This is a genomic window from Herbaspirillum sp. GW103 (assembly GCF_000261365.1).
GTDB lineage: Bacteria > Pseudomonadota > Gammaproteobacteria > Burkholderiales > Burkholderiaceae_D > Herbaspirillum.
This window is the reverse complement of record NZ_AJVC01000006.1, coordinates 161,530-180,814: the sequence shown is the minus strand read 5'-3', so window position 1 is coordinate 180,814 and position 19,285 is coordinate 161,530. Positions and strand designations below refer to the sequence as shown.

Below are 19,285 nucleotides of genomic sequence, written 5' to 3'. Positions count from 1 at the left end.
CGGCAACGTGATTGTCCTGCAACAAATGATGAACCGGTGTGCAGCACCGTCTGTCACATGGTTTCATTGGTCGCCCGCTTCATGGTCAAATGCGAGCGCCGCCAACCGAACTGGCGCCGTGCCGGAGGCATCCTGAACATCAAGAACACCATCAAGCGCGACCTGGTCATCCTGTGGGCCTTCATTGCTCTGATCGCCCTCATCCTGGCCTTCCTGCTGCTGCAGCTGAGCCGCCAGGGCGCGTCCTCGCAGATCAGTCAGGCCACCGGCCAGGCCGCCGTGAGCTGTGCGACCATGAGCGCGGGCCTGGCGCACGCGCTCTCTTCCGGCAGTGGCGCGCCCCGCATTGCCACCGACGGAGATGGCCTGCCCGCCAGTGCGATCATGCAGGCGGTGATCGACCTGTCCCTGCGCGATCAGGCCGGAGTGGAGGGGGGCTTCTGGCATCCGCAGCGCAATGTCGTGGCCTATGCCTTCCCGACCTATGACGGCAGCGGCATCAAGCGCGACCCGCCGGGCGCGGAAATGGAACGCATCGTCTCGATGGCGCAGCGCGCCCTGGATGGCGGGACTACCGTCACCGACGTGCGTCCCGGCCTGCGCGAGGCGGTGGTGTTTGCCGCCTGTCCGGTGCCGCTGGACAAGCTGCCGCTGGCCGCCTGGACCCTCAAGCGCGTCCCCGTGATGAGTGCCACGGTGCTCAATCAGTTGCTGGTAGCCAGCGCCCTGCTGCTGGCCTTCGTGATCATCAGCGGTGTATGGCTGGGCGCTACGCTCACGCGCTGGCGCAGCCAGTCCGAACGCCTGGCCAGCCAGCTCGCCCATGCCGAACGCCTGGCCACGCTGGGCCGGGTCGCCGCCGGCATGGCCCACGAGATCCGCAATCCCATTGGCGCCATGCGCATGAAGGCCGAGAATGCCCTGGCCGCACCCCCGCAGGTGCGCGAGAAACGCGTGACCGGCGCGCTGGAAATGGTGGTCAGCCAGACCGAGCGCCTGGATACGCTGGTGGCCAGCCTGCTGGCGCTGGCGCAGCCCTTCCAGGTGCAGCGCCAGGCCACCGATCTGTCGGCCTGGATCGATGCCCGTTGCCAGGCCCATGCCGAACTGGCCGAGCGACAACAGGTGCGCTTGCAAGCCGCCATCGACAGGGGCAGCTTTGCCGGGCGTCTCGTCACGAGTGCGCTGGATCCGGTGCAGATGGCGCGCGCCGTGGACAATCTGCTGCTCAATGCCCTGGCGCATGGCACTGCAGGTGGTCATATCGAACTTGGCGCCCGCCTGCGCGACGATGGCTGGCTGGTGCTGTGGGTGGCCGATGACGGACCGGGCGTGCCGGAGGCCTTGCGTGACAGTCTGTTCGACCCTTTCGTCAGCCAGCGCAGTGGTGGCACCGGGCTGGGCCTGGTGCTGGTGCGCGAGATCGTGCATGCGCATGGTGGCGTGATCAACCTGGCCGCCAGTGAACGCGGCGCCCGTTTCGAGATGGAGTTGCCATGGCGCGCATCCTGATCGTCGATGACGATGTTGCCTTTCGCGGCAGCCTGGCCGAGACCGTCGGCGACCTGGGTCACGAGGTGCTGGAAGCCGGCAGTACTGCCGCCGGCCTGAGACTGCTGGGCGCGCATGCGGTGGACGTGGCCATCGTCGACCTGCGCATGCCGGAGGAAGATGGCCTGGTCTTCCTGCAGCGTGCCCCGGCCATCGCGGCCATTCCCTGCATCATGCTGACCGCTTACGCCAGCGGCGACAACACCATCGAAGCCATCCGCCTGGGCGCCTTCGATCATCTGACCAAGCCGGTGCCGCGCGCTGCCCTGGTGGAAACGCTGGAGCGCGCCCTGCGCCAGAGCGCGGCCCGCGCCGATACGGCAATGACGCCAGACACATCAGCCAGCAGTGAACGCAATGCCCTGGTCGGCGACAGCGAGGCCATGCGCCAGGTGTTCAAGCAGATCGGGCGGGCTGCCACCAGCGACGCCACCGTGCTGATCCTGGGCGAGACCGGCACCGGCAAGGAGCTGGTGGCGCGCGCCCTGCATCGCAACGGCCTGCGCGCGGCGCGTCCCTTCGTGGCCGTCAATTGCGCTGCCATTCCCGCCGAGCTGATCGAGAGCGAACTGTTCGGCCACGTCAAAGGCGCCTTCAGCGGCGCCACCGCAGCGCGCCTGGGCCGCTTCCAGGAAGCCCATGGCGGCACGCTGTTCCTGGACGAGATCGGCGACATGGCCCTGCCGACCCAGGCCAAGATCCTGCGCGTGCTGCAGGAACGCGAACTCACGCCGGTCGGTGGCCAGCAGGCGGTGAAGGTGGATGTGCGGGTGATCGCCGCCACCCACCGTGACCTGCCGCAGGAAATCAGCGAAGGGCGCTTCCGCGAGGATCTCTGGTATCGCCTGCAGGTCCTGCCGATCAAGGTGCCGCCGCTGCGCGAGCGTCCCGGCGACATCCTCGCCATTGCCGAACATTTCCTGCGCCAGCAGGGTGGCGACGCCCCCAAGCGCATCAGCCCGGCCGCAGCGCGCCGCCTGCTGCAGCATGCCTGGCCGGGCAACGTGCGCGAGCTGCGCAATACCATGGAGCGTGCGGCAGTGATGAGCCATGGCGCCTGCATCGAGGCCGAGCATATCGAGCTGGCTGATCGTACTGCCGTGGGCAGCGCCAGCGAAGTCGCCATCGACTGGGACGGCGAACTGGCCGTGGCCGTGGCGCAGGTCGAGCGGGTGATGCTGCAGCGGGCGCTGGCGGCGGCCAACGGCAACCGCGCCGAAGCCGCGCGCCGGCTGGGCATCTCGCGCCAGCAGTTGTATCGCAAGTTGGAAGAGCAGGGGCCTTCCGGCGGTTAAGGCGCCTTCATCCTGCGTTCCAGCAGCACGCCTGCCAGGGCGCAAGCCCCCGCGAACAGCCCGATGCCGCCCACCCATCCCAGCGCCAGGATGCCTGCGCCCACGGCGCTGCCCAGAGAGAAGCCCAGGTACATGGTCGAGGTGTTGAGCGACAAGGCCACAGAGGCCTGTGCGGGCGGACCTGCCGCGATCAGCCTGGCCATCTGCGCCGGAAAGAACGCCCACACCGCAAAACCCCACACCACCACCGCGGCCAGCACCGGCACCAGCGCGGCCTGCGGCGCCAGCAGCGTAGCCGCACTCAAGGCCCAGAATGCCAGCATCAACAGCAGCAGCGACAGCCGCACCACGCGGCCCGAGCCGAAGCGGTCATTCAGGCTGCCGCCCACGGTCACGCCCACGGCGGCAGCGGCACCCCACAGGCTGACGGACATGCCGATGCCCTGGTCGCCGAAGGAAAGCGTCTGCGCCAGGTAAGGCGCAATGTAGGGATAGGCCGCATACGCGCCCACCGACCAGAACAGGGTGATGGCCAGCAGGCGCCGGATCTGCGCTTGCCCCACCACGCCCAGCCGCTCGCCCAGGCCGGCCACGTGCAACTGCCCACCGGCACGCCGATCCACGCCCAGCCAGATGCCGGCCACCGCCACTGCCCCCATCACGGCCACGGCACCAAAGGTGGCGCGCCAGCCGAAGGCATGGCCCACCACCGAACCCAGCGGCAGGCCCAGCGCGATGGCGATGGTCATGCCGCCGCTGACGATGGCCAGTGCCCGTCCGCGCTGCTCGGGTTTGACGATGGCACCGGCCAGGGCGTTGGCGTTGGGCGTGTAGAGACCGGCCGCGACCGCCATCAGCAGGCGCGATGTCAGCAAGCTGGCAAAGCCGGTCGACTGCGCCGCCAGCAGATTGGCCAGGGTGAAGATGCCCATGGCGCCGATGAGCAGGTTGCGCCGGTTGATTCCCGCCGACAGCACCGTGGTAATGGGCGAACTGACCGCCAGCACCAGGGTAAAGACGATCACCAGGCTGGCCACGGTCGAGACGCTCATGCCGAAGTCGGCCGCCATTCTCGGCAGCAGCGGCGCAATCATGAAACCCTCGGTGCCGATGGCAAAACTGCCCAGGGCCAGGAACCCGGCGGTGAGCAGCGAGCCTTGGTGCGGCTGTGCCTGCGGCGTGGAGGAGGTGGGAGTGGTAGGAGTGGTATTCATGGTGGGTTCGACCATCAGCGAGGCGACCGGTCCATGGACAAGAAAGGGACTTCTGCCATGGCCGGTTGCGGTGGAAGAGCGGTCCCGATCAGACCGGGATGGGATTGGCGATCAGCGCGGCGTTGAAGCCATTGACTAACCCGTGTTCATTGGCACCGGGATTGTCGCGCAAGGGCTTGACGGCCTCGACGATGATTTCTTCGGCGTCGCTTTCCAGCTTGGCCATGGTTTCGGCGATGAAGGCATCCAGCGGCATGGCGCGCGGGTCGCCGCTCTTCTTGACCAGATCGGTATCGACCCAGGGCGGGGCGATCTCCTGCACCCGCACCGAGGTGTCGCGCAGCATGAAGCGCTGCGACAGGGCATACGAATGCAGGGCCGCCTTGCTGGCCGAATAGACCGCCGTGACCGCCAGCGGCACATAGGCCAGCACCGAGGTGTTGTGAATGATGGTGGCGCGCGGCTGGGCCTTGAGCAGGTCGATCAGGGCCGAGGTGAGGCGGATCGGGCCCAGCAGGTTGGTGTCGAGGATGTTGCGGCTCACCTGGTCATCGATGGTGCCGCCGGCGTCGTCGAAGGGCATGATGCCGGCATTGTTGATGAGCACGTTGAGCTTGGGGTAGCGTGCCTTGAGGGTGGCGGCGGCGGCATCGATGCTGGCCAGGCTGGAGACGTCGAATTCGATGGCATCCATGCCGGGATTGGCAGCAGTCACTTCATCGAGCAGGGCCTTGCGGCGGCCGCCGATGATGACCTGGTTGCCCAGTTTGTGGAAGGCTTCGGCCAGGGCGCGGCCAATGCCGGAGGTGCCGCCGGTGATGAAGAGGGTGTTGTCGGTCAGTTTCATGATTTTCCTTCACGTGGTCAGGGTTGGGGTGCCGCAAACGCCCGCCCGTAGCGGGCCGTCGCGGCAAGGTTCATATCGGGACAAAAAACGGCCTATCCGTGGTGCTTCGGGCAGTTGCAGGCAGCCTCGGCCGCTCAGTGCAGATCGGCGCGGGTGTAGCGCGGCGCCGGGGTATTGGCGGAGAGCTGGGTGGCCATGTGCTGGCGTGCGCTCTCGAAACGGGTCCAGGCGTCTTCGTCATGCAGCGAGGGTATGGTGACCAGCTCGCCGCGCTGGAATCCCACCAGGGCCGCATCGACCATCTGCTCGGCCGACATCACGATGGCCGGGTCCAGGTGCTCCACCGGCAGGCCGCCGATGGCCCAGAAGTCGGTGGCGGTGGCGCCCGGCAGCACGGCTTGCACCTGCACGCCCTGGGCCGCCAGTTCGTGGTGCAGCGATTGCGAGAAGGCCAGCACGAAGGCCTTGCTGCCGCCGTAGACGCCATTGAGCACTTCCGGCGCCACGGCCACGATGGAGGAAATGTTGATCACCGCACCCCGGCCACGGGCCACGAAACCGGGCACGGCGGCATAGGTCAGGCGGGTCGGGGCGGTGACGTTGAGGGCGATCATGCCGGTCATGTGCTCGACCTTGCTTTGCAGCAGCGGCGTATGGGTGCCGATGCCCGCATTGTTGACCAGCAGGGTGATGCTGGCATCGCTGCGCAGTTTCTCTTCCACCTGGGCCAGCGAATCGGCCTGGCCGAGATCGGCCTCCAGCACTTCGACGTTGCGGCCGGTCTGGTTGGTCAGGCTGGCGGCCAGGGCATTGAGGCGCTCGCGGTTGCGGGCTACCAGGATCAGGTCGTAACCCAGGCGTGCCAGGCGGTCGGCGTAGATCGCGCCGATGCCTGAGGATGCGCCGGTGACGAGGGCAGTGCCACGATGGACTTGGTTTTGCGGCTGGTTCATGCTGTTCTCCTTGGGTGTGGTGTGTCGATGGAGTGCATCTTAGGCCGCTTGCAGACTTCCTGAATGACGTATATGGTAGTGTTTTAGGACATTCGTTACGGAGTCAGGACATGCACCACATCGGCTATCTGCTCACGGAAGGATTCCAGGTCATGGGCCTGGCCACGCAGTCGGTCTTTGAATATGCCAACAAGGTCGTCGGCCACGAGTTCTACCGGATGCACAACTATTCGGTCGATGGCGGCGATGTCACCTCGTCTCTGGGCATGCGGGTCAATACCGGCAAGGCCGCCGCCTCGGCCACCATCGATACCTGGATCGTCTGCGGCGTGGGCGATCCGCTGGAGTCGCCCGCCAGTGCCGGGGAGCGCGCCTTCCTGCAGCGCGCAGCCAAGCGGGCCAGGCGCATCGCCGGCATCTGCACCGGCGGCTTCGTGCTGGCCGAGTCGGGGTTGCTGGCACGGCGCCGTGCCACGACGCACTGGGCCTTCGCCGCCGCCATGCGCACGCGCTTCCCCGACATCCAGGTGGAAGACGACCGCATCTACATCGTCGATGGCCCCCTGTGGACCTCGGCCGGCATGACCGCCGGGCTGGACCTGGCGCTGGCCATGGTCGGCAAGGACCTGGGCGAGGAGGTGGCGCGCGGCGTGGCGCACAAGCTGGTGATGCACCAGCACCGCGCCGGTGGGCAGTCGCAGCATTCCGAAATGCTGGCGCTGGCACCCAAGACCGACCGCATCCAGGATGCGCTCAACTATGCCCGCCGCCATCTCAAGCGCGCCCTCACGGTGGAAGAACTGGCCGAGCAGGCCAACCTCAGTGCGCGCCAGTTCACCCGGGTGTTTACCGCAGAGACGGGGCAATCCCCGGCCAAGGCCATCGAGGGCTTGCGGCTGGAGGCGGCGCGCTTGATGATCGAGCAGAGCCGTCATCCGCTGGAAGTGGTGGCGCGCGAGACGGGTTTCAGGGATCGCCGCCACATGCGTGAAGTGTTCCTGCGCGGATTTGGCGTGGCCCCGCAATCGATGCGGCGCGAAGTGCGCGCCTGAGGTGTGAACAGCCCCTAGTGCGCCGCACTGGCCGAAAACAGATTGATCACCATGACGCCGGCCACGATGAGCGCAATGCCTGCGATGGCCGGCCAGTCCAGCCGCTGATGGTGAACAAGCCATGCCGCCAGGGTGATGAGCACCAGACCCACCCCGGACCAGATCGCATAGGCCACGCTGGTGGGCAGGGTGCGCAGGGTCAGCGCCAGGCAATAGAAGGACACCCCGTAGCCCAGTACCACGATGATGCCCGGCAACAGACGCGTGAATCCCTGTGAGGATTTGAGGGCGGTGGTGGCGATCACCTCGGCGACGATGGCGACCGCCAGGGTCAGGTAAGCGGACATGCGGGTTTCTCCTGTGGATAAATCAAGTCGTTCAACGTGTGCCGGCGCGCGGCGCGGACAGTGTCCGGCAACGGACGCCAGGGTGTCACGAGAACGGACACCGCTCGAGGAGGAATAGTTTCAAGTCATTGATTTTCAAGGGATTCATGGCAGGCACGGGGTTTGCAAAAAAGAGAGCGTACCTCTCTCACCTCACAGCGCAAAGGAGTTGTCATGTCCCGTTCCACCTTGCTTCCTCGTTGGCCAGTCGCGTTCCCGGCCCTGGCCCTGGTCCTGTCCGGATCGATGATGGTGGCCCAGGCCCAGGCCCAGGCCCAGGCCCAGGCCGTGCCGCCGGTCCCGCCGCCGGGCGCCGCCCCCATGGCGCCCCCGCCTGCCACCTATGATGCCGCCATGACCTCCCAGGCGCCCATCACCGAAGGTCGCGTGAGTCGCCTGCTGATCAATCCCTATGGCGAAGTCGATGGCCTGATGGTGGGTGAGCGCACGGTCGTCAAGTTCCCTCCGCACCTGTCGCAGACCCTGCAGAACGCCGTCAGGCCGGGCCAGTCGGTGCGCGTGTTCGGCCAGGCGGAAGCGGCCGGGGTGATCAAGGCCGATGCCATCGTCAACCTGGCCAATGGCCAGACCGTGATCGACCGCCCGCCTGCCTTCGATGCCAATCCGCCGCTGCCGCCGCATCTGCGCGCAGCACAATTGCGCCAGCTCTCGGTGCGCGGCAAGATCGCCCTGGTGCTGACTGACCCGCGTGGCCAAGCCAATGGCGTGATCCTTGATGACGGCAGCATCGTGCGCTTCGCCCCCGACAGCCTGCGCACCCCGCTGGAACCCGGCGCGCCATTTGCTGCCAATGGCCTGGGAACCCGCAACAGTGTCGGCACCGCCATCGAGGCCATCGATGCCGGCGCCAGCGCCGATTCCCTGCAACCCTTGTACAGCCGCGTCCGATAAGGGTTTGCGGCACGGGCAGGCGGCCGCTCTGCCCGATGTCCTGCGTGTCATTTCATCCATCTGATCAAGAACAAGAACCATGTCGCCAAAAATCCTTCCCATCGTTTTCCTCATCATCTCCAACGTCTTCATGACCTTTGCCTGGTACGGCCACCTCAAGTTCGAGAACCGGCCGCTGTACCTGGTGATCCTGGTCAGCTGGTGCATCGCCCTGGCTGAATACTGCTTCGCGGTGCCCGCCAACCGCATCGGCCATACCGTCTACAACGCCGCCGAACTGAAGACCATGCAGGAGGTCATCACGCTGGTGGTGTTTTCGATCTTCTCGGTGCTGTACCTGGGCGAGCAGTTCACCATCAATCACCTGGTCGGCTTCGGCTGCATCTGCCTGGGCGCCTTCTTCATCTTCAAGGGGCCCCTTTGATGAATGCCAGCGCCGGCTCCATTGCCTGGCTGTCCAGGCTGAACTTCTTCCTGGCCGATGTGCGCGACGGACTCGGCCCTTTCCTGGGCGTCTTCCTGATGGGTCATGGCTGGGCCGCGGACGACATCGGCTATGTGATGACGTTGGGCGGTGTCGCCGGCATGCTCGCCACCACCCCTGCCGGCGCACTCACCGATGCGGTGCGCGCCAAGCGGCTGGTAGTGGGAATCGGTTCGGTGCTGGTGGTGGCGGGCTCGCTGCTGTTGCTGATCTCGTCCAGCTTCACGGTCACGGCCCTCTCGCAGGTCGGCACCGGCATCGTCGGCGCCATCATCGGACCGGCCATTGCCGGCCTGACGCTGGGCATCGTCGGCCAGCAGGGCTTGCCTGCGCAACTGGGAAACAATGAGGCCTGGAACCACGGCGGCAATGTCTTCTCGGCGGCGCTGGCCGGTGCACTCGGCTACTTCTGGGGCTTGCCGGCGGTGTTCGTGCTGATGGCGGTGATGGCGGTGGCGTCGCTGGTGTGCCTCTCGCGCATCCGGCCCGAGGACATCGACCATGATGTCGCCCGTGGCCTCGATCCTGAACGTGCCGCCGACCAGCCGCAGGCGTCCACCTGGCGTGTGCTGGCCGGTTCGCGTGCACTGATGCTGCTGGCGCTGGTGATGATGCTGTTCCACCTGGGCAATGCGGCCATGCTGCCCTTGCTGAGCCAGTCGGTGGTCTCGCGCGGCAATGCCGATCCGGCGCTCTATACGGCGCTGACCGTGATCGTGGCGCAACTGGTGATGATCCCCACGGCGCTCTTTGCGGGTCGGTTCGCCGACCGCAAGGGCTACTGGCTGTTGATCACCGTGGCTCTGCTGGCGTTGCCGGTGCGCGGCCTGGTAGCCGGGGTCTGGGATTCGGCCTGGGCGCTGTTGCCGGTGCAGATGCTCGATGGCGTCGGCGCGGGTTTGCTGGGGGTGGCCTTGCCGGGCTCGGTGGCGCGCATCCTGCAGGGTAGCGGCCACATCAACATCGGCCTGGGCGCGGTCACTACCATCCAGTCCATCGGTGCAGCCATGAGCCCGGCATTGGCCGGCGTGGTGGCCAGGCACTACGGTTATGGCGCGGCCTTTGCAGCCCTGACCGGGATCGCCTTGCTGGCGCTGGGGGTGTGGGGTGCGCTGGCGCAGCGGCGGGAACATGGGGCCGCACCGATGGCGGTTCAGCGCTAGAATCCCCGCATGCCCGCCAGGGTAGAACTTTCAAGAGTCGATCATGCGTTCCTGCCTGTTGTTTGTCCTTTGTCTTGCCAGCCTTCCGCTGGCGGCCCACGCGGCCGGCGACCCCGTCGCCGGCCGTGCCGCCTTCGCCAAATGCGCCAGCTGCCATGCGGTCGGCCCCTCGGCGCGCGGCGGCTTTGGTCCGCAGCTGACCAACGTGATCGGGCGCAAGGCCGGCTCCACCGTCGATTTCAAGTATTCCCCGGCGATGGCATCGGCCGGTTTCATCTGGACCGAAGACAAGTTGCGCGCCTTCCTCAAGGCCCCCAGCGATGTGGTCCCCGGCAACAAGATGCGCTTCTGGGGCATCGGCAGCGACAAGCAGATCGACGACATCCTGGCCTACCTGCGCAGCTTCAGGCCCTAGGCCGACATCTCGATCCTCTCCCTCAGGGCTGCGGTGGCAAGCCCATGCGTCTGCGGGCCAGATGAATGGAGCCATTGCGCATGGCCCAGCGGACAGGCTGCGCAGCCAGCCATACCGAGCGGCGCAGCAGTTCGCGCCGCATCGGTCCGCGCGGCCTCACACCCAGCATCTCCTGCGCCCAAGGTGGCAGCAGGTCCACGCCGCCGCGCATCATCAACTTCGTCCAGGGCTGTGCTACCGCGTTGGGAGCGGGTGCATCCAGGACCAGTTGCAGGGTAGTGCGGGTACGGTCGTCACAACGCAATTGCGGTCGCATGCGGTCGATGTAATCGGCGATGGCCGCCCTTGAACGTGGCACCTCGCGTGCGCCCAAGGCTTCGGCGACCAGTGCGATCTCCTCCAGATAGCGGTCTTGCCGTGCCGCCGGAAAATCCGGATGGCGATAACGCAGATAGCCCTGCAGGAAGCAATGCACCTCGGCCACGTGGACCCAGGTCAGCAGATCCGGATCGCTGGCCGCATAAGGGCGTCCGTCGGGCGCAGTCCCGGTGACGCCAAGATGAATCTGCCTGACGCGCGCAATCAGCCGCTCGGCGTCGGCCCGGCTGCCGAAGGTGGTGCCGGCGACGAACTGCGCGGTGCGGCGCAGCCGGCCCAGCATGTCGGCCTGGAAGTTGGAGTGGTCCCAGACGCCTGCCAGCGGCAGCGGATGCAGCATCTGCAGCAGCAGCGCGGCCACGCCGCCGGTGAGCATGGCGGTGAAGTCACTGTGCACCTGCCAGGTCGCCGAGTCCGGGCCGAACAGGCCGGGGTCGCCCGGCGGCTGCAGGAAGTCGGCACTGCCGGGGCCGCGACTGATGGCGAGGACGTTGGCTTCGATGCGCTGGCGCAGGAATTCCATGATGCAGAAATGGCGAGAAGGAAGGGCAGTGTGCCATAGCGACCGCATTCTTGCCGGGGCCTTCATGTGGACTTTTTTCCGGATGTGCTGGCAGCCGGCGAGAAGCGCTTCGCTGACATTTCTGTCAGAAAGCGATTTGTCGAAAAGCCTTCTGCACGCGGCTTGCGAGGCCGTTACAATAGCCACGCCGCGCGGTCCCAGAAGAACAACATCGGGGCGCAGGGCAGCGCAAAACAAGCGCACATTCAGGCAACGCGGCCGGGACACCGGGGAAACACGCCAGGCCGCGCCAGAGGTCATGCAGCATCACGGGAGAGGACGGCCGACATCGCACGGGATGCCGGCTGCGGGCAGGGCTGAGCCACAGGGCAGCCGGTCCGGCCTGCCCGTTTCACAGGGATAGCAGTTCATGAACATGGTTGCGCTGGCCTTGCGCCGCCCGTACACCTTCATCGTGATGGCCTTGCTCATCGTGCTGGCCACGCCATTGACGCTGAAGAACATGGCCACCGACATCTTCCCCGAGATCAATATCCCGGTGGTCTCCATCATCTGGAACTACAACGGCCTGTCGGCCCAGGAGATGGGCCAGCGCATCGCTGCGCAAAACGAGCGTGGGCTGACCACGGTGGTGAGCGACATCGAGCACATCGAGTCGCAGTCGCTGGCCGGGGTGACGGTGATCAAGGTGTTCTTCCAGCCCAAGGCCAACATCCAGACCGCCATTGCCCAGGTCGTGGCCTCGGTGCAGACCCAGGTGCGGCAACTGCCACCGGGCATTACGCCGCCGCTGGTGATCAAGTACTCCGCCTCCAGCATCCCGGTGATGCAGCTGGCGCTGTCCTCGCCCACGCTGCCTGAGCAGACCGTCTTCGATGCCGCCGTGCAGACCCTGCGTCCGCAACTGGTGACCATACCCGGCGTGGCCGTGCCTTATCCCTACGGCGGCAAGAGCCGGCTCATCTCGGTGGATCTCGATACCCAGGCCCTGCAGGCGCGCGGGCTGGCCCCCATCGATGTGGTCAATGCGATCAATACGCAGAACCTGATCCTGCCTTCCGGCACCGCCAAGTTCGGCGCAACCGAATACGCGGTCAGGATCAACGGTTCGCCCGAAGCGGTGGCGGGCCTCAATGAACTGCCGGTGCGCACCACCAATGGCGCCACCATCTATCTCAAGGACGTGGCCAACGTGCGCGATGGCTTCTCGCCCCAGACCAACGTGGTGCGCCAGGATGGCGCGCGCGGTGTGCTGCTGTCCATCCTCAAGAACGGTGGCGCCTCCACGCTGGACATCGTGGACAACCTGCGCAAGCTCCTGCCCACGGCCGCCCAGACCCTGCCGGAAGACCTCAAGATCACTCCGCTGTTCGACCAGTCGCTGTTCGTGAAGGCAGCCGTGACCGGCGTCATCAGCGAGGCGCTCATCGCCGCCGGCCTCACCGCGGCCATGGTGCTGCTGTTCCTGGGCAACTGGCGCAGCACGCTCATCATCGGGCTGACCATTCCGCTGTCCATCATGGCGGCCATCCTGATGCTGGCGGCGCTGGGTGAGACGCTCAACCTCATGACCCTGGGCGGTCTGGCACTGTCGGTCGGCATCCTGGTGGACCAGGCCATCGTCACCATCGAGAACATCGAACGCCACCTGCACCTGGGCAAACCGCTGCACGATGCCATCATCGTCGGCGCCGGCGAGATCGGCGTGCCGGCCTTCGTGGCCACGCTGTGCATCTGCATCGTGTTCGTGCCGATGTTCTTCCTCTCGGGCGTGGCGCGCTTTTTGTTCGTGCCGCTGGCCGAGGCAGTGGTGTTTGCCATGGCCGCTTCCTACCTGCTTTCGCGCACCCTGGTACCCACGCTGGTGATGCTGCTCATGGCCCACCATGGCCAGGTCGACAGCACCAGGCAGAGCCTGTTGCAGCGTCTCTATCGTGCCTTCGACAACCGTTTCGAGCGCGTGCGCCACGGTTACACGCTGGTGTTGTCCTCGCTGCTGGCGCACCGGCGCCGGTTCGCGCTGGGCTTCCTGGGCTTCTGCCTGCTGTCCTGCCTGCTCTATCCTTTGCTCGGGCGCGACTTTTTCCCCAATGTGGATGGCGGCCAGATCCGCCTGCACATGCGCATGCCCACCGGCACCCGCATCGAGGAAACCGCACGCGCCGCCGATGAAGTCGAACGTGTCATCCGCACCCTGATCCCGGCTTCCGAACTGGAGACCATCCTCGACAATCTGGGCGTACCCAATTCCGGCATCAACCTGTCCTACAGCAATGCCGGCACCATCGGTACCCTGGATGGTGAAATCCTGATGGCCTTGAAGCAGGGCCATCGCCCCACCGAGGAACTGGTGTCGTTGCTGCGCGAGCAGTTGCCGCGCCGCTTCCCGGGCATCGAGTTCTTCTTCCAGCCGGCCGACATCGTCACCCAGATTCTCAACTTCGGCCTGCCGGCCGCCATCGACGTCCAGTTCACCGGTCCCAACATGCAGGCCAACGCGCTCCTGGCCGCCGAACTGACCAAGCGGATCCGCCAGATTCCGGGGGCGGTCGATGCCCACGTGCATCAGCGCCTGGATGCGCCCGCGCTGGACCTGCGCATGGATCGCACACGGCTTCAGCAGTTCGGCCTGTCGGCGGCCAACGTCGGACAGAACCTGCTCATTGCCTTGTCGGGTAGCTCGCAGACGCAGCCGGCCTTCTGGCTCAATCCCAACAATGGCGTGGTCTACAGCATCGCGGTGCAGTCGCCGCAATACCAGGTCGATTCGCTCGATGCCCTGCTCAACATTCCGGTGGGCGCCGGCGCCAATGCCACCACACCGCCGCAGTTGCTGGGCAACCTGGTCGATGTGCATGCGGGACGCCAGATGGCGGTGGCCTCGCGCTACAACATCTCGCCGGCCATCGATGTCTACGTCAGCGTGCAGGGCACCGATCTGGCCAGCGTGGCCGACAAGGTCGCCACCCTGGTGGACGAGATCAAGCCCAGGCTGGCGCGCGGCAGTCAGGTGGTCATGCGCGGCCAGGTGGAGACCATGCAGTCCTCCTTCATCGGCCTGGGCGTGGGGCTGGCCATGGCCATCGTGCTGGTCTACCTGCTGGTGGTGGTGAACTTCCAGTCGTGGATCGATGCGGCCATCATCATCGCCGCCTTGCCCGCAGCCCTGGCGGGGATTGCCTGGATGCTCTTCATCACCGGCACCACGCTGTCGGTGCCGGCCTTGACCGGCGCCATCATGACCATGGGCGTGGCCACGGCCAACAGCATTCTGATCGTGGCTTTTGCGCGGCAGCGCAGGCAAGACGGTGCCACACCGCTGGCGGCCGCGCTGGAAGCGGGTTCCACCCGTATCCGTCCGGTGCTGATGACGGCACTGGCCATGATCATCGGCATGATCCCCATGGCCCTGGGCCTGGGCGAGGGGGCCGAGCAGAACGCCCCGCTGGGGCGTGCCGTGATCGGAGGTCTGTTGCTGGCCACCGTATCGACCTTGTTCTTCGTGCCGGTGGTGTTTGCCGGCGTGCATCAGCGACTGGCCCGCCGCGCCGAGAGACGTCGCATTCAGGCGGGCGGGCCCGCGCATCAGGAGTCTTGAACCATGTCGCATGACCGTCATTCCGAACTCGGCATCCACCCGCTTGGCGAGGGCGAGCCGCAACAGCGCCAGCAGATGATGAGGCGCGCCAAACTGGTGCTGGTCGTGGTCCTGCTGCTGCTGGCTGCGGGGGCCGCGCGCACCTTGGTCAGCCGTGCCGCCAATGCCCGCGCACTGGAGGCTGGCACGGCTGAACGTGCCAAAGTCTTCGTCAGGGTGGCACCCGCCCGCAGCAGCAGCGAAGGCCAGACGCTGACCTTGCCGGGCAGCCTGCAGGGCTACGTGCAGTCGCCCATCTCGGCGCGCGCCGGAGGCTATCTCAAGCGCTGGACCAAGGATATCGGCGCCGAAGTGAAGAAGGGCGAACTGCTGGCCGAACTGGATACCCCCGAGATCGACCAGCAGCTTTCGCAAGCCCTGGCTGCACGCCAGCAGGCCGCCTCCAGCATGGAACTGGCCAGGAGCTCGATGGTGCGCTGGGAAGCCCTGCGCAAGAAGGACGCCGTCTCGCAGCAGGAACTCGATGAACGCCGCAGCGCCTTCGCCCAGGCCAGTTCCAACCTGGCGGCGGCAGACGCCAATGTCGCGCGCCTGCGCCAGGTGGAGAGTTTCAAGCGTATCGTGGCGCCGTTCTCGGGCATCATCACGCGCCGCAACGTGGACGTGGGCGATCTCATCGATCCGGGTGCCGGGCGGGCGCTCTTCGTGCTGTCGCAGACCGATCCGCTGCGCGTGTACGTGAACGTACCGCAGGCCTACGCCAATCTGGTCAAGCTCGGCCAGCCGGTGACGGTGACCCAGTCCGAATTGCGCGCACGCAAGTTCGAAGGCAAGGTGGCGCGCACCGCCGGTGCCATCGATGCGACCACGCGCTCGATGCAGATCGAGGTCACGCTCGCCAATGCCGACAAGGCGCTGCTGCCGGGGGCCTTCGTGCAGGTGGCCGTGCCGTTGAAGCCCAGTGGCACACTGCTGGTGGCGGCCGATACGCTGATGTTCCGGCGTGATGGTTCGCTGGTGGCGGCGGTGGATGGACAGAACAGGGTGCAGCTGAAGAAGGTTCGTCTGGGGCGCAATTTCGGTGCGACCGTGGAAGTGCTGGACGGCTTGAGGGGCGACGAAAAGCTGATCCTCAATCCCCCCGATTCGCTGGCCGAAGGCGATCAGGTTGAACCTGCACCGGTTCAGCCCAAGGACAGGCAGGACAAATCCGCCGACAGGAAGGCTGCCTCATGAACCTGCCGCGCCGCCACAGTCTTGTGCTTGCCTTGGCCAGTGCGTTGCTGCTGGTTGCCTGCGCCAGCGGTCCGGATTACGCGAGGCCGCAGGTGGACATGCCCGCCGCCTGGACCCCGGAAGCCCCGTGGCGCACCATGCAGCCGCAGGATGCTGCCCCGCGTGGCCCGTGGTGGGAACGTTTCAACGATGCGCAACTGAACGCCCTGCAACAGCAGGCACTGGCCGGCAACCAGACCCTGGCCATTGCTGCGGCCCGACTGGCGCAGGCACGCGCACAGCTGGAGGTGGCCGGGGCGGCGCAAGTGCCGCAGGTCGGCATCAACGCACGGGCCGCGCGCGGGCGCATTTCGGCCAACCGGCCCCTGACCAACTACAACTCGCCCAACTACGCCACCGTACAGAATGATTTCGCACTGGGCCTGAACGTCAGTTATGAGCTGGATTTCTTCGGACGGGCAAGACGTTCGGTGCAGGCGGCCACTGCCTCGGCCCAGCAATCGGCGGCTGACCTGGAAAACACGCGCCTGTTGCTCACGGCCGAACTGGCCAGCAACTACTTCAACCTGCGCGAGCTGGACATCGAGCTCGACGTCGTCCGGCGCGCCATCGCGCTGCAGCGCAAGGCGCTGGAACTGGCGACCTCCCGCCATGACCTGGGCGCCACCTCGGGACTGGACGTCGCCCAGCAGCAAGCCCTGCTGGACAACACGCTGACCCAGGTGGATCTGCTCGGCCGCCAGCGTGCGCAATACGAACATGCCATCGCTACCCTGACCGGTACCCCAGCGCCGGTGTTCCGCCTGGCACCCTCGCTGGCACCCGTCGCGCTGCCGGACATTCCCTTGGGCGTGCCCTCGGACGTGCTGGAGCGCCGTCCCGATGTGGCTGCCGCCGAACGCGCCATGGCCGCGGCCAATGCCCAGATCGGTGTGGCCAGTGCCGCCTTCTATCCCAGCTTCATGCTGCAGCCCGGGTACGGAGTCGACAGCCGCAACTGGGCTACGCTCTTCAATGCGCCCAGCCTGCTGTGGTCGCTGGGGGTGTCGGCCTCGCAAAGCCTGTTCGATGGCGGTCGCCTGCGGGCGGGGGTGGATTTGAGCCAGGCCGGCTACAACGCCGCCGTGGCCAGCTATCGACGTACCGTACTGACGGCCATGCAGGAAGTGGAAGACGGCATTACCGGTATCGCCGCACTGGACCGGGCTTGTCGGCAGGCACAATCGGCCATCGCCAGTGCGCGTCGGGTACTGGAGATTGCCAGCAGCCGCTATGAGGGTGGGGCCACGCCCTATCTGGATGTGATCACCGCGCAACAGGCCTTGCTCAACAGCGAGCGCCAGGCGGCACAGTTGCAGGGGCAACGCCTGCTGGTGTCGGTGTTTCTCATCAAGGCGCTGGGCGGCGACTGGCATGAGCGCCGAGACGGGGCGCCGCTTGTGCAATCGCAAACTTTATCGCCGGCAGAGAAGTAGTGATCTGGTGGCCTGACCAGTTTCGGGGGAGTGGGAGGACATTTCTGACGGTCTTGTCAGCGCCGTGTCACAAGCGCTGCAATTGCCCCGTAAACGCCCGTGTAATCGACGATATGGCCGCTTCCCGACCTGCCTAGAATCGCCAGTGATATTCCCACGAGCAAGAACAACGAGGCAGACATGAACTGGTTCAACAATCTGAAGATTGCCAAGAAGCTCATCCTTTCCTTTGCGGCCGTCATCGTCCTGACAGTCATCCTGGGGATCTTCGCCATCAGCGAGTTGAAGGCGGTCAACCAGGCTTCTACCGACATGGCCACCAACTGGCTGCCTTCGATCAAGGCGGCGCAGTCGATCCAGGCCTCGCTGCCGCGCATGCGCATTTCGGAATTGCAGATGATCACCGCGGTCACGCCCGTCGAACGCGAGGATGCCATCAAGGCCATCCATACGCGACTGGGCATTCTGGCCAAGCAGCGCGCCACCTTTGAAGCCCAGTTGTCGGAGCCGGAGGAGAAACAGGCGTATGAGAAGTTCTCCCGAAGCTTCGCCGCCTATCTGGAGATCGACAAGAAGCTCGCCGACATTTCCGGTGCCGGCAAGGAAGAAGAAGCCCGCGCGATGTTCAAGGGAGAATCCAACAAGACCTTCCGCAGCATGCTGGAGAACATGGATGAGATCATCAAGATCAACGATGCCGGCAGCACGCGTTCCGACCAGAGCGCCACCGATGTCTTCAGGTCGGCACGTGCGTGGATCTTCGGTTTGCTGGCGGCCATCGTGGTCATCGCCCTTGCCTTGGCCATCGCCGTGGCGCGTGCGGTTTCGCGCCCGCTCAACGAAGCGGTGAGCGTGGCCGAACGGGTGGCGCAGGGTGACCTGACGGTCGATATCCGTTCCGACAGCAAGGATGAAACCGGCATGCTGATGCACTCGCTGCGTGCCATGAATGACAGCCTGCACAAGATCGTCAGTGAAGTGCGTCATGGCACCGATGCCATCACCACGGCTTCGCAGGAAATCGCCACCGGCAACCTCGACTTGTCCTCGCGCACCGAGGAGCAGGCCGGTTCGCTGGAAGAGACCGCCTCTGCCATGGAAGAGCTGACGGCCACCGTCAAGCAGAATGCCGACAATGCCCGCCAGGCCAACCAGCTCGCGGCCTCGGCCTCGGATGTGGCCAGCCAGGGGGGCGAAGTGGTGGGGCAGGTGGTGCAGACCATGGAAGGCATCACCGAGAGTTCGAATCGCATTGCCGACATCATCACGGTCATCGATGGCATCGCCTTCCAGACCAATATCCTGGCCCTGAATGCGGCCGTGGAAGCGGCGCGGGCCGGCGAGCAGGGCCGCGGCTTTGCGGTGGTGGCCTCGGAAGTGCGTTCGCTGGCACAGCGCTCGGCTTCCGCCGCCAAGGAGATCAAGCAGTTGATCGATGACTCGGTGCAGAAGGTCGGCGCCGGCAGCCAGCTGGTCGAACGTGCGGGCGCGACCATGAGTGAAGTGGTGGCCAGTGTCAAGCGCGTCACCGATGTCGTGGCCGAGATCAGCGCGGCCAGCAACGAGCAGAGTACCGGCATCGAGGAAATCAATCGCGCCATCACCCAGATGGATGAAGTGACCCAGCAGAATGCGGCACTGGTGGAAGAGGCGGCCGCTGCTGCGCAGTCCTTGCAGGATCAGGCTGGTCGCTTGTCGCAGGTGGTGAGCGTGTTCAAGATCCAGCGTTGATGCAGTGCCGGTGGATCTGACCGAGCGTTGAACATGACGGGTTTACGTAATCGTTGATTACGTAAAATCATC

The 19,285-nt window shown here is 65.8% G+C and carries 16 protein-coding genes; 11 read left to right on the top strand and 5 right to left on the bottom strand.

Translation table 11 applies throughout. The features are described 5' to 3' along the window. Window positions 1-57 precede the first annotated feature (57 nt). Both GWL_RS19350 and GWL_RS19345 read left to right on the top strand, forming a co-directional pair. Window positions 58-1,512 carry a PAS domain-containing sensor histidine kinase gene (locus GWL_RS19350; protein ID WP_237713608.1) on the top strand — a complete coding sequence of 485 codons (1,455 nt, stop codon included), beginning with the start codon at window positions 58-60 and terminating at the stop codon, window positions 1,510-1,512. Then, entirely contained in the window at window positions 1,497-2,846 is a 1,350-nt protein-coding gene (locus GWL_RS19345; RefSeq protein WP_008333494.1) for a sigma-54 dependent transcriptional regulator, read from the top strand. Before GWL_RS19350 ends, GWL_RS19345 begins: the two co-directional genes overlap by 16 nt. Here GWL_RS19345 and GWL_RS19340 read toward each other — a convergent pair. From GWL_RS19340 to GWL_RS19330, 3 genes are all read right to left on the bottom strand, one after another. Continuing rightward, window positions 2,843-4,075, bottom strand: coding sequence for an MFS transporter (locus tag GWL_RS19340; RefSeq protein ID WP_008333492.1), 1,233 nt, complete (start codon window positions 4,073-4,075; stop codon window positions 2,843-2,845). The two genes, GWL_RS19345 and GWL_RS19340, sit on opposite strands and share 4 nt — an antisense overlap. A gap of 73 nt (window positions 4,076-4,148) precedes the next feature. Further along, window positions 4,149-4,907, bottom strand: coding sequence for an SDR family oxidoreductase (locus tag GWL_RS19335; protein WP_008333490.1), 759 nt, complete (start codon window positions 4,905-4,907; stop codon window positions 4,149-4,151). A 134-nt stretch (window positions 4,908-5,041) separates the two neighbouring features. Then, on the bottom strand, window positions 5,042-5,860 hold the full coding sequence (locus GWL_RS19330) for an SDR family oxidoreductase (protein ID WP_008333489.1): 819 nt from the start codon (window positions 5,858-5,860) through the stop codon (window positions 5,042-5,044). Between the two features lie 110 nt (window positions 5,861-5,970). Here GWL_RS19330 and GWL_RS19325 point away from each other — a divergent pair, with 110 nt between their 5' ends. Beyond that, window positions 5,971-6,912: a GlxA family transcriptional regulator gene (locus tag GWL_RS19325; protein ID WP_008333488.1), complete on the top strand. Its 942-nt coding sequence runs from the start codon at window positions 5,971-5,973 to the stop codon at window positions 6,910-6,912. A gap of 14 nt (window positions 6,913-6,926) precedes the next feature. Here GWL_RS19325 and GWL_RS19320 read toward each other — a convergent pair whose 3' ends face one another. Further along, window positions 6,927-7,259 carry a multidrug efflux SMR transporter gene (locus GWL_RS19320; protein ID WP_008333487.1) on the bottom strand — a complete coding sequence of 111 codons (333 nt, stop codon included), beginning with the start codon at window positions 7,257-7,259 and terminating at the stop codon, window positions 6,927-6,929. A 213-nt stretch (window positions 7,260-7,472) separates the two neighbouring features. Between GWL_RS19320 and GWL_RS19315 the strand changes: the two genes are divergently transcribed. The 4 genes from GWL_RS19315 to GWL_RS19300 all read left to right on the top strand — a co-directional run bounded on the left by GWL_RS19315 (window position 7,473) and on the right by GWL_RS19300 (window position 10,272). After that, window positions 7,473-8,210: a hypothetical protein gene (locus tag GWL_RS19315; RefSeq protein WP_008333486.1), complete on the top strand. Its 738-nt coding sequence runs from the start codon at window positions 7,473-7,475 to the stop codon at window positions 8,208-8,210. Window positions 8,211-8,289: 79 nt separating this feature from the next. Continuing rightward, complete coding sequence (locus GWL_RS19310) at window positions 8,290-8,634, top strand: DMT family protein (RefSeq protein WP_008333485.1); 345 nt, start codon at window positions 8,290-8,292, stop codon at window positions 8,632-8,634. Continuing rightward, window positions 8,634-9,857 (top strand): MFS transporter, encoded by a 1,224-nt coding sequence (locus GWL_RS19305; protein WP_008333479.1) that lies wholly within the window; start codon window positions 8,634-8,636, stop codon window positions 9,855-9,857. Before GWL_RS19310 ends, GWL_RS19305 begins: the two co-directional genes overlap by 1 nt. 43 nt (window positions 9,858-9,900) lie before the next feature. Further along, window positions 9,901-10,272 carry a cytochrome c family protein gene (locus GWL_RS19300; RefSeq protein WP_008333478.1) on the top strand — a complete coding sequence of 124 codons (372 nt, stop codon included), beginning with the start codon at window positions 9,901-9,903 and terminating at the stop codon, window positions 10,270-10,272. A gap of 22 nt (window positions 10,273-10,294) precedes the next feature. Here the strand turns inward: GWL_RS19300 and GWL_RS19295 are convergent, their stop codons facing one another. Beyond that, window positions 10,295-11,173 (bottom strand): oxygenase MpaB family protein, encoded by an 879-nt coding sequence (locus GWL_RS19295; protein WP_008333477.1) that lies wholly within the window; start codon window positions 11,171-11,173, stop codon window positions 10,295-10,297. Window positions 11,174-11,582: 409 nt separating this feature from the next. Here GWL_RS19295 and GWL_RS19290 point away from each other — a divergent pair, with 409 nt between their 5' ends. The 4 genes from GWL_RS19290 to GWL_RS19275 all read left to right on the top strand — a co-directional run bounded on the left by GWL_RS19290 (window position 11,583) and on the right by GWL_RS19275 (window position 19,213). Then, entirely contained in the window at window positions 11,583-14,771 is a 3,189-nt protein-coding gene (locus GWL_RS19290; RefSeq protein ID WP_008333476.1) for an efflux RND transporter permease subunit, read from the top strand. A 3-nt stretch (window positions 14,772-14,774) separates the two neighbouring features. Then, the gene (locus tag GWL_RS19285) at window positions 14,775-16,007 is read left to right on the top strand and encodes an efflux RND transporter periplasmic adaptor subunit (RefSeq protein WP_008333474.1); all 1,233 of its coding nucleotides are present in this window, start codon (window positions 14,775-14,777) and stop codon (window positions 16,005-16,007) included. Next, window positions 16,004-17,482: an efflux transporter outer membrane subunit gene (locus GWL_RS19280; RefSeq protein WP_008333472.1), complete on the top strand. Its 1,479-nt coding sequence runs from the start codon at window positions 16,004-16,006 to the stop codon at window positions 17,480-17,482. The genes GWL_RS19285 and GWL_RS19280 overlap by 4 nt, the downstream gene beginning before the upstream one ends. A 180-nt stretch (window positions 17,483-17,662) precedes the next feature. Next, entirely contained in the window at window positions 17,663-19,213 is a 1,551-nt protein-coding gene (locus GWL_RS19275) for a methyl-accepting chemotaxis protein (RefSeq protein WP_008333470.1), read from the top strand. The last annotated feature ends 72 nt before the right edge of the window (window positions 19,214-19,285 follow it).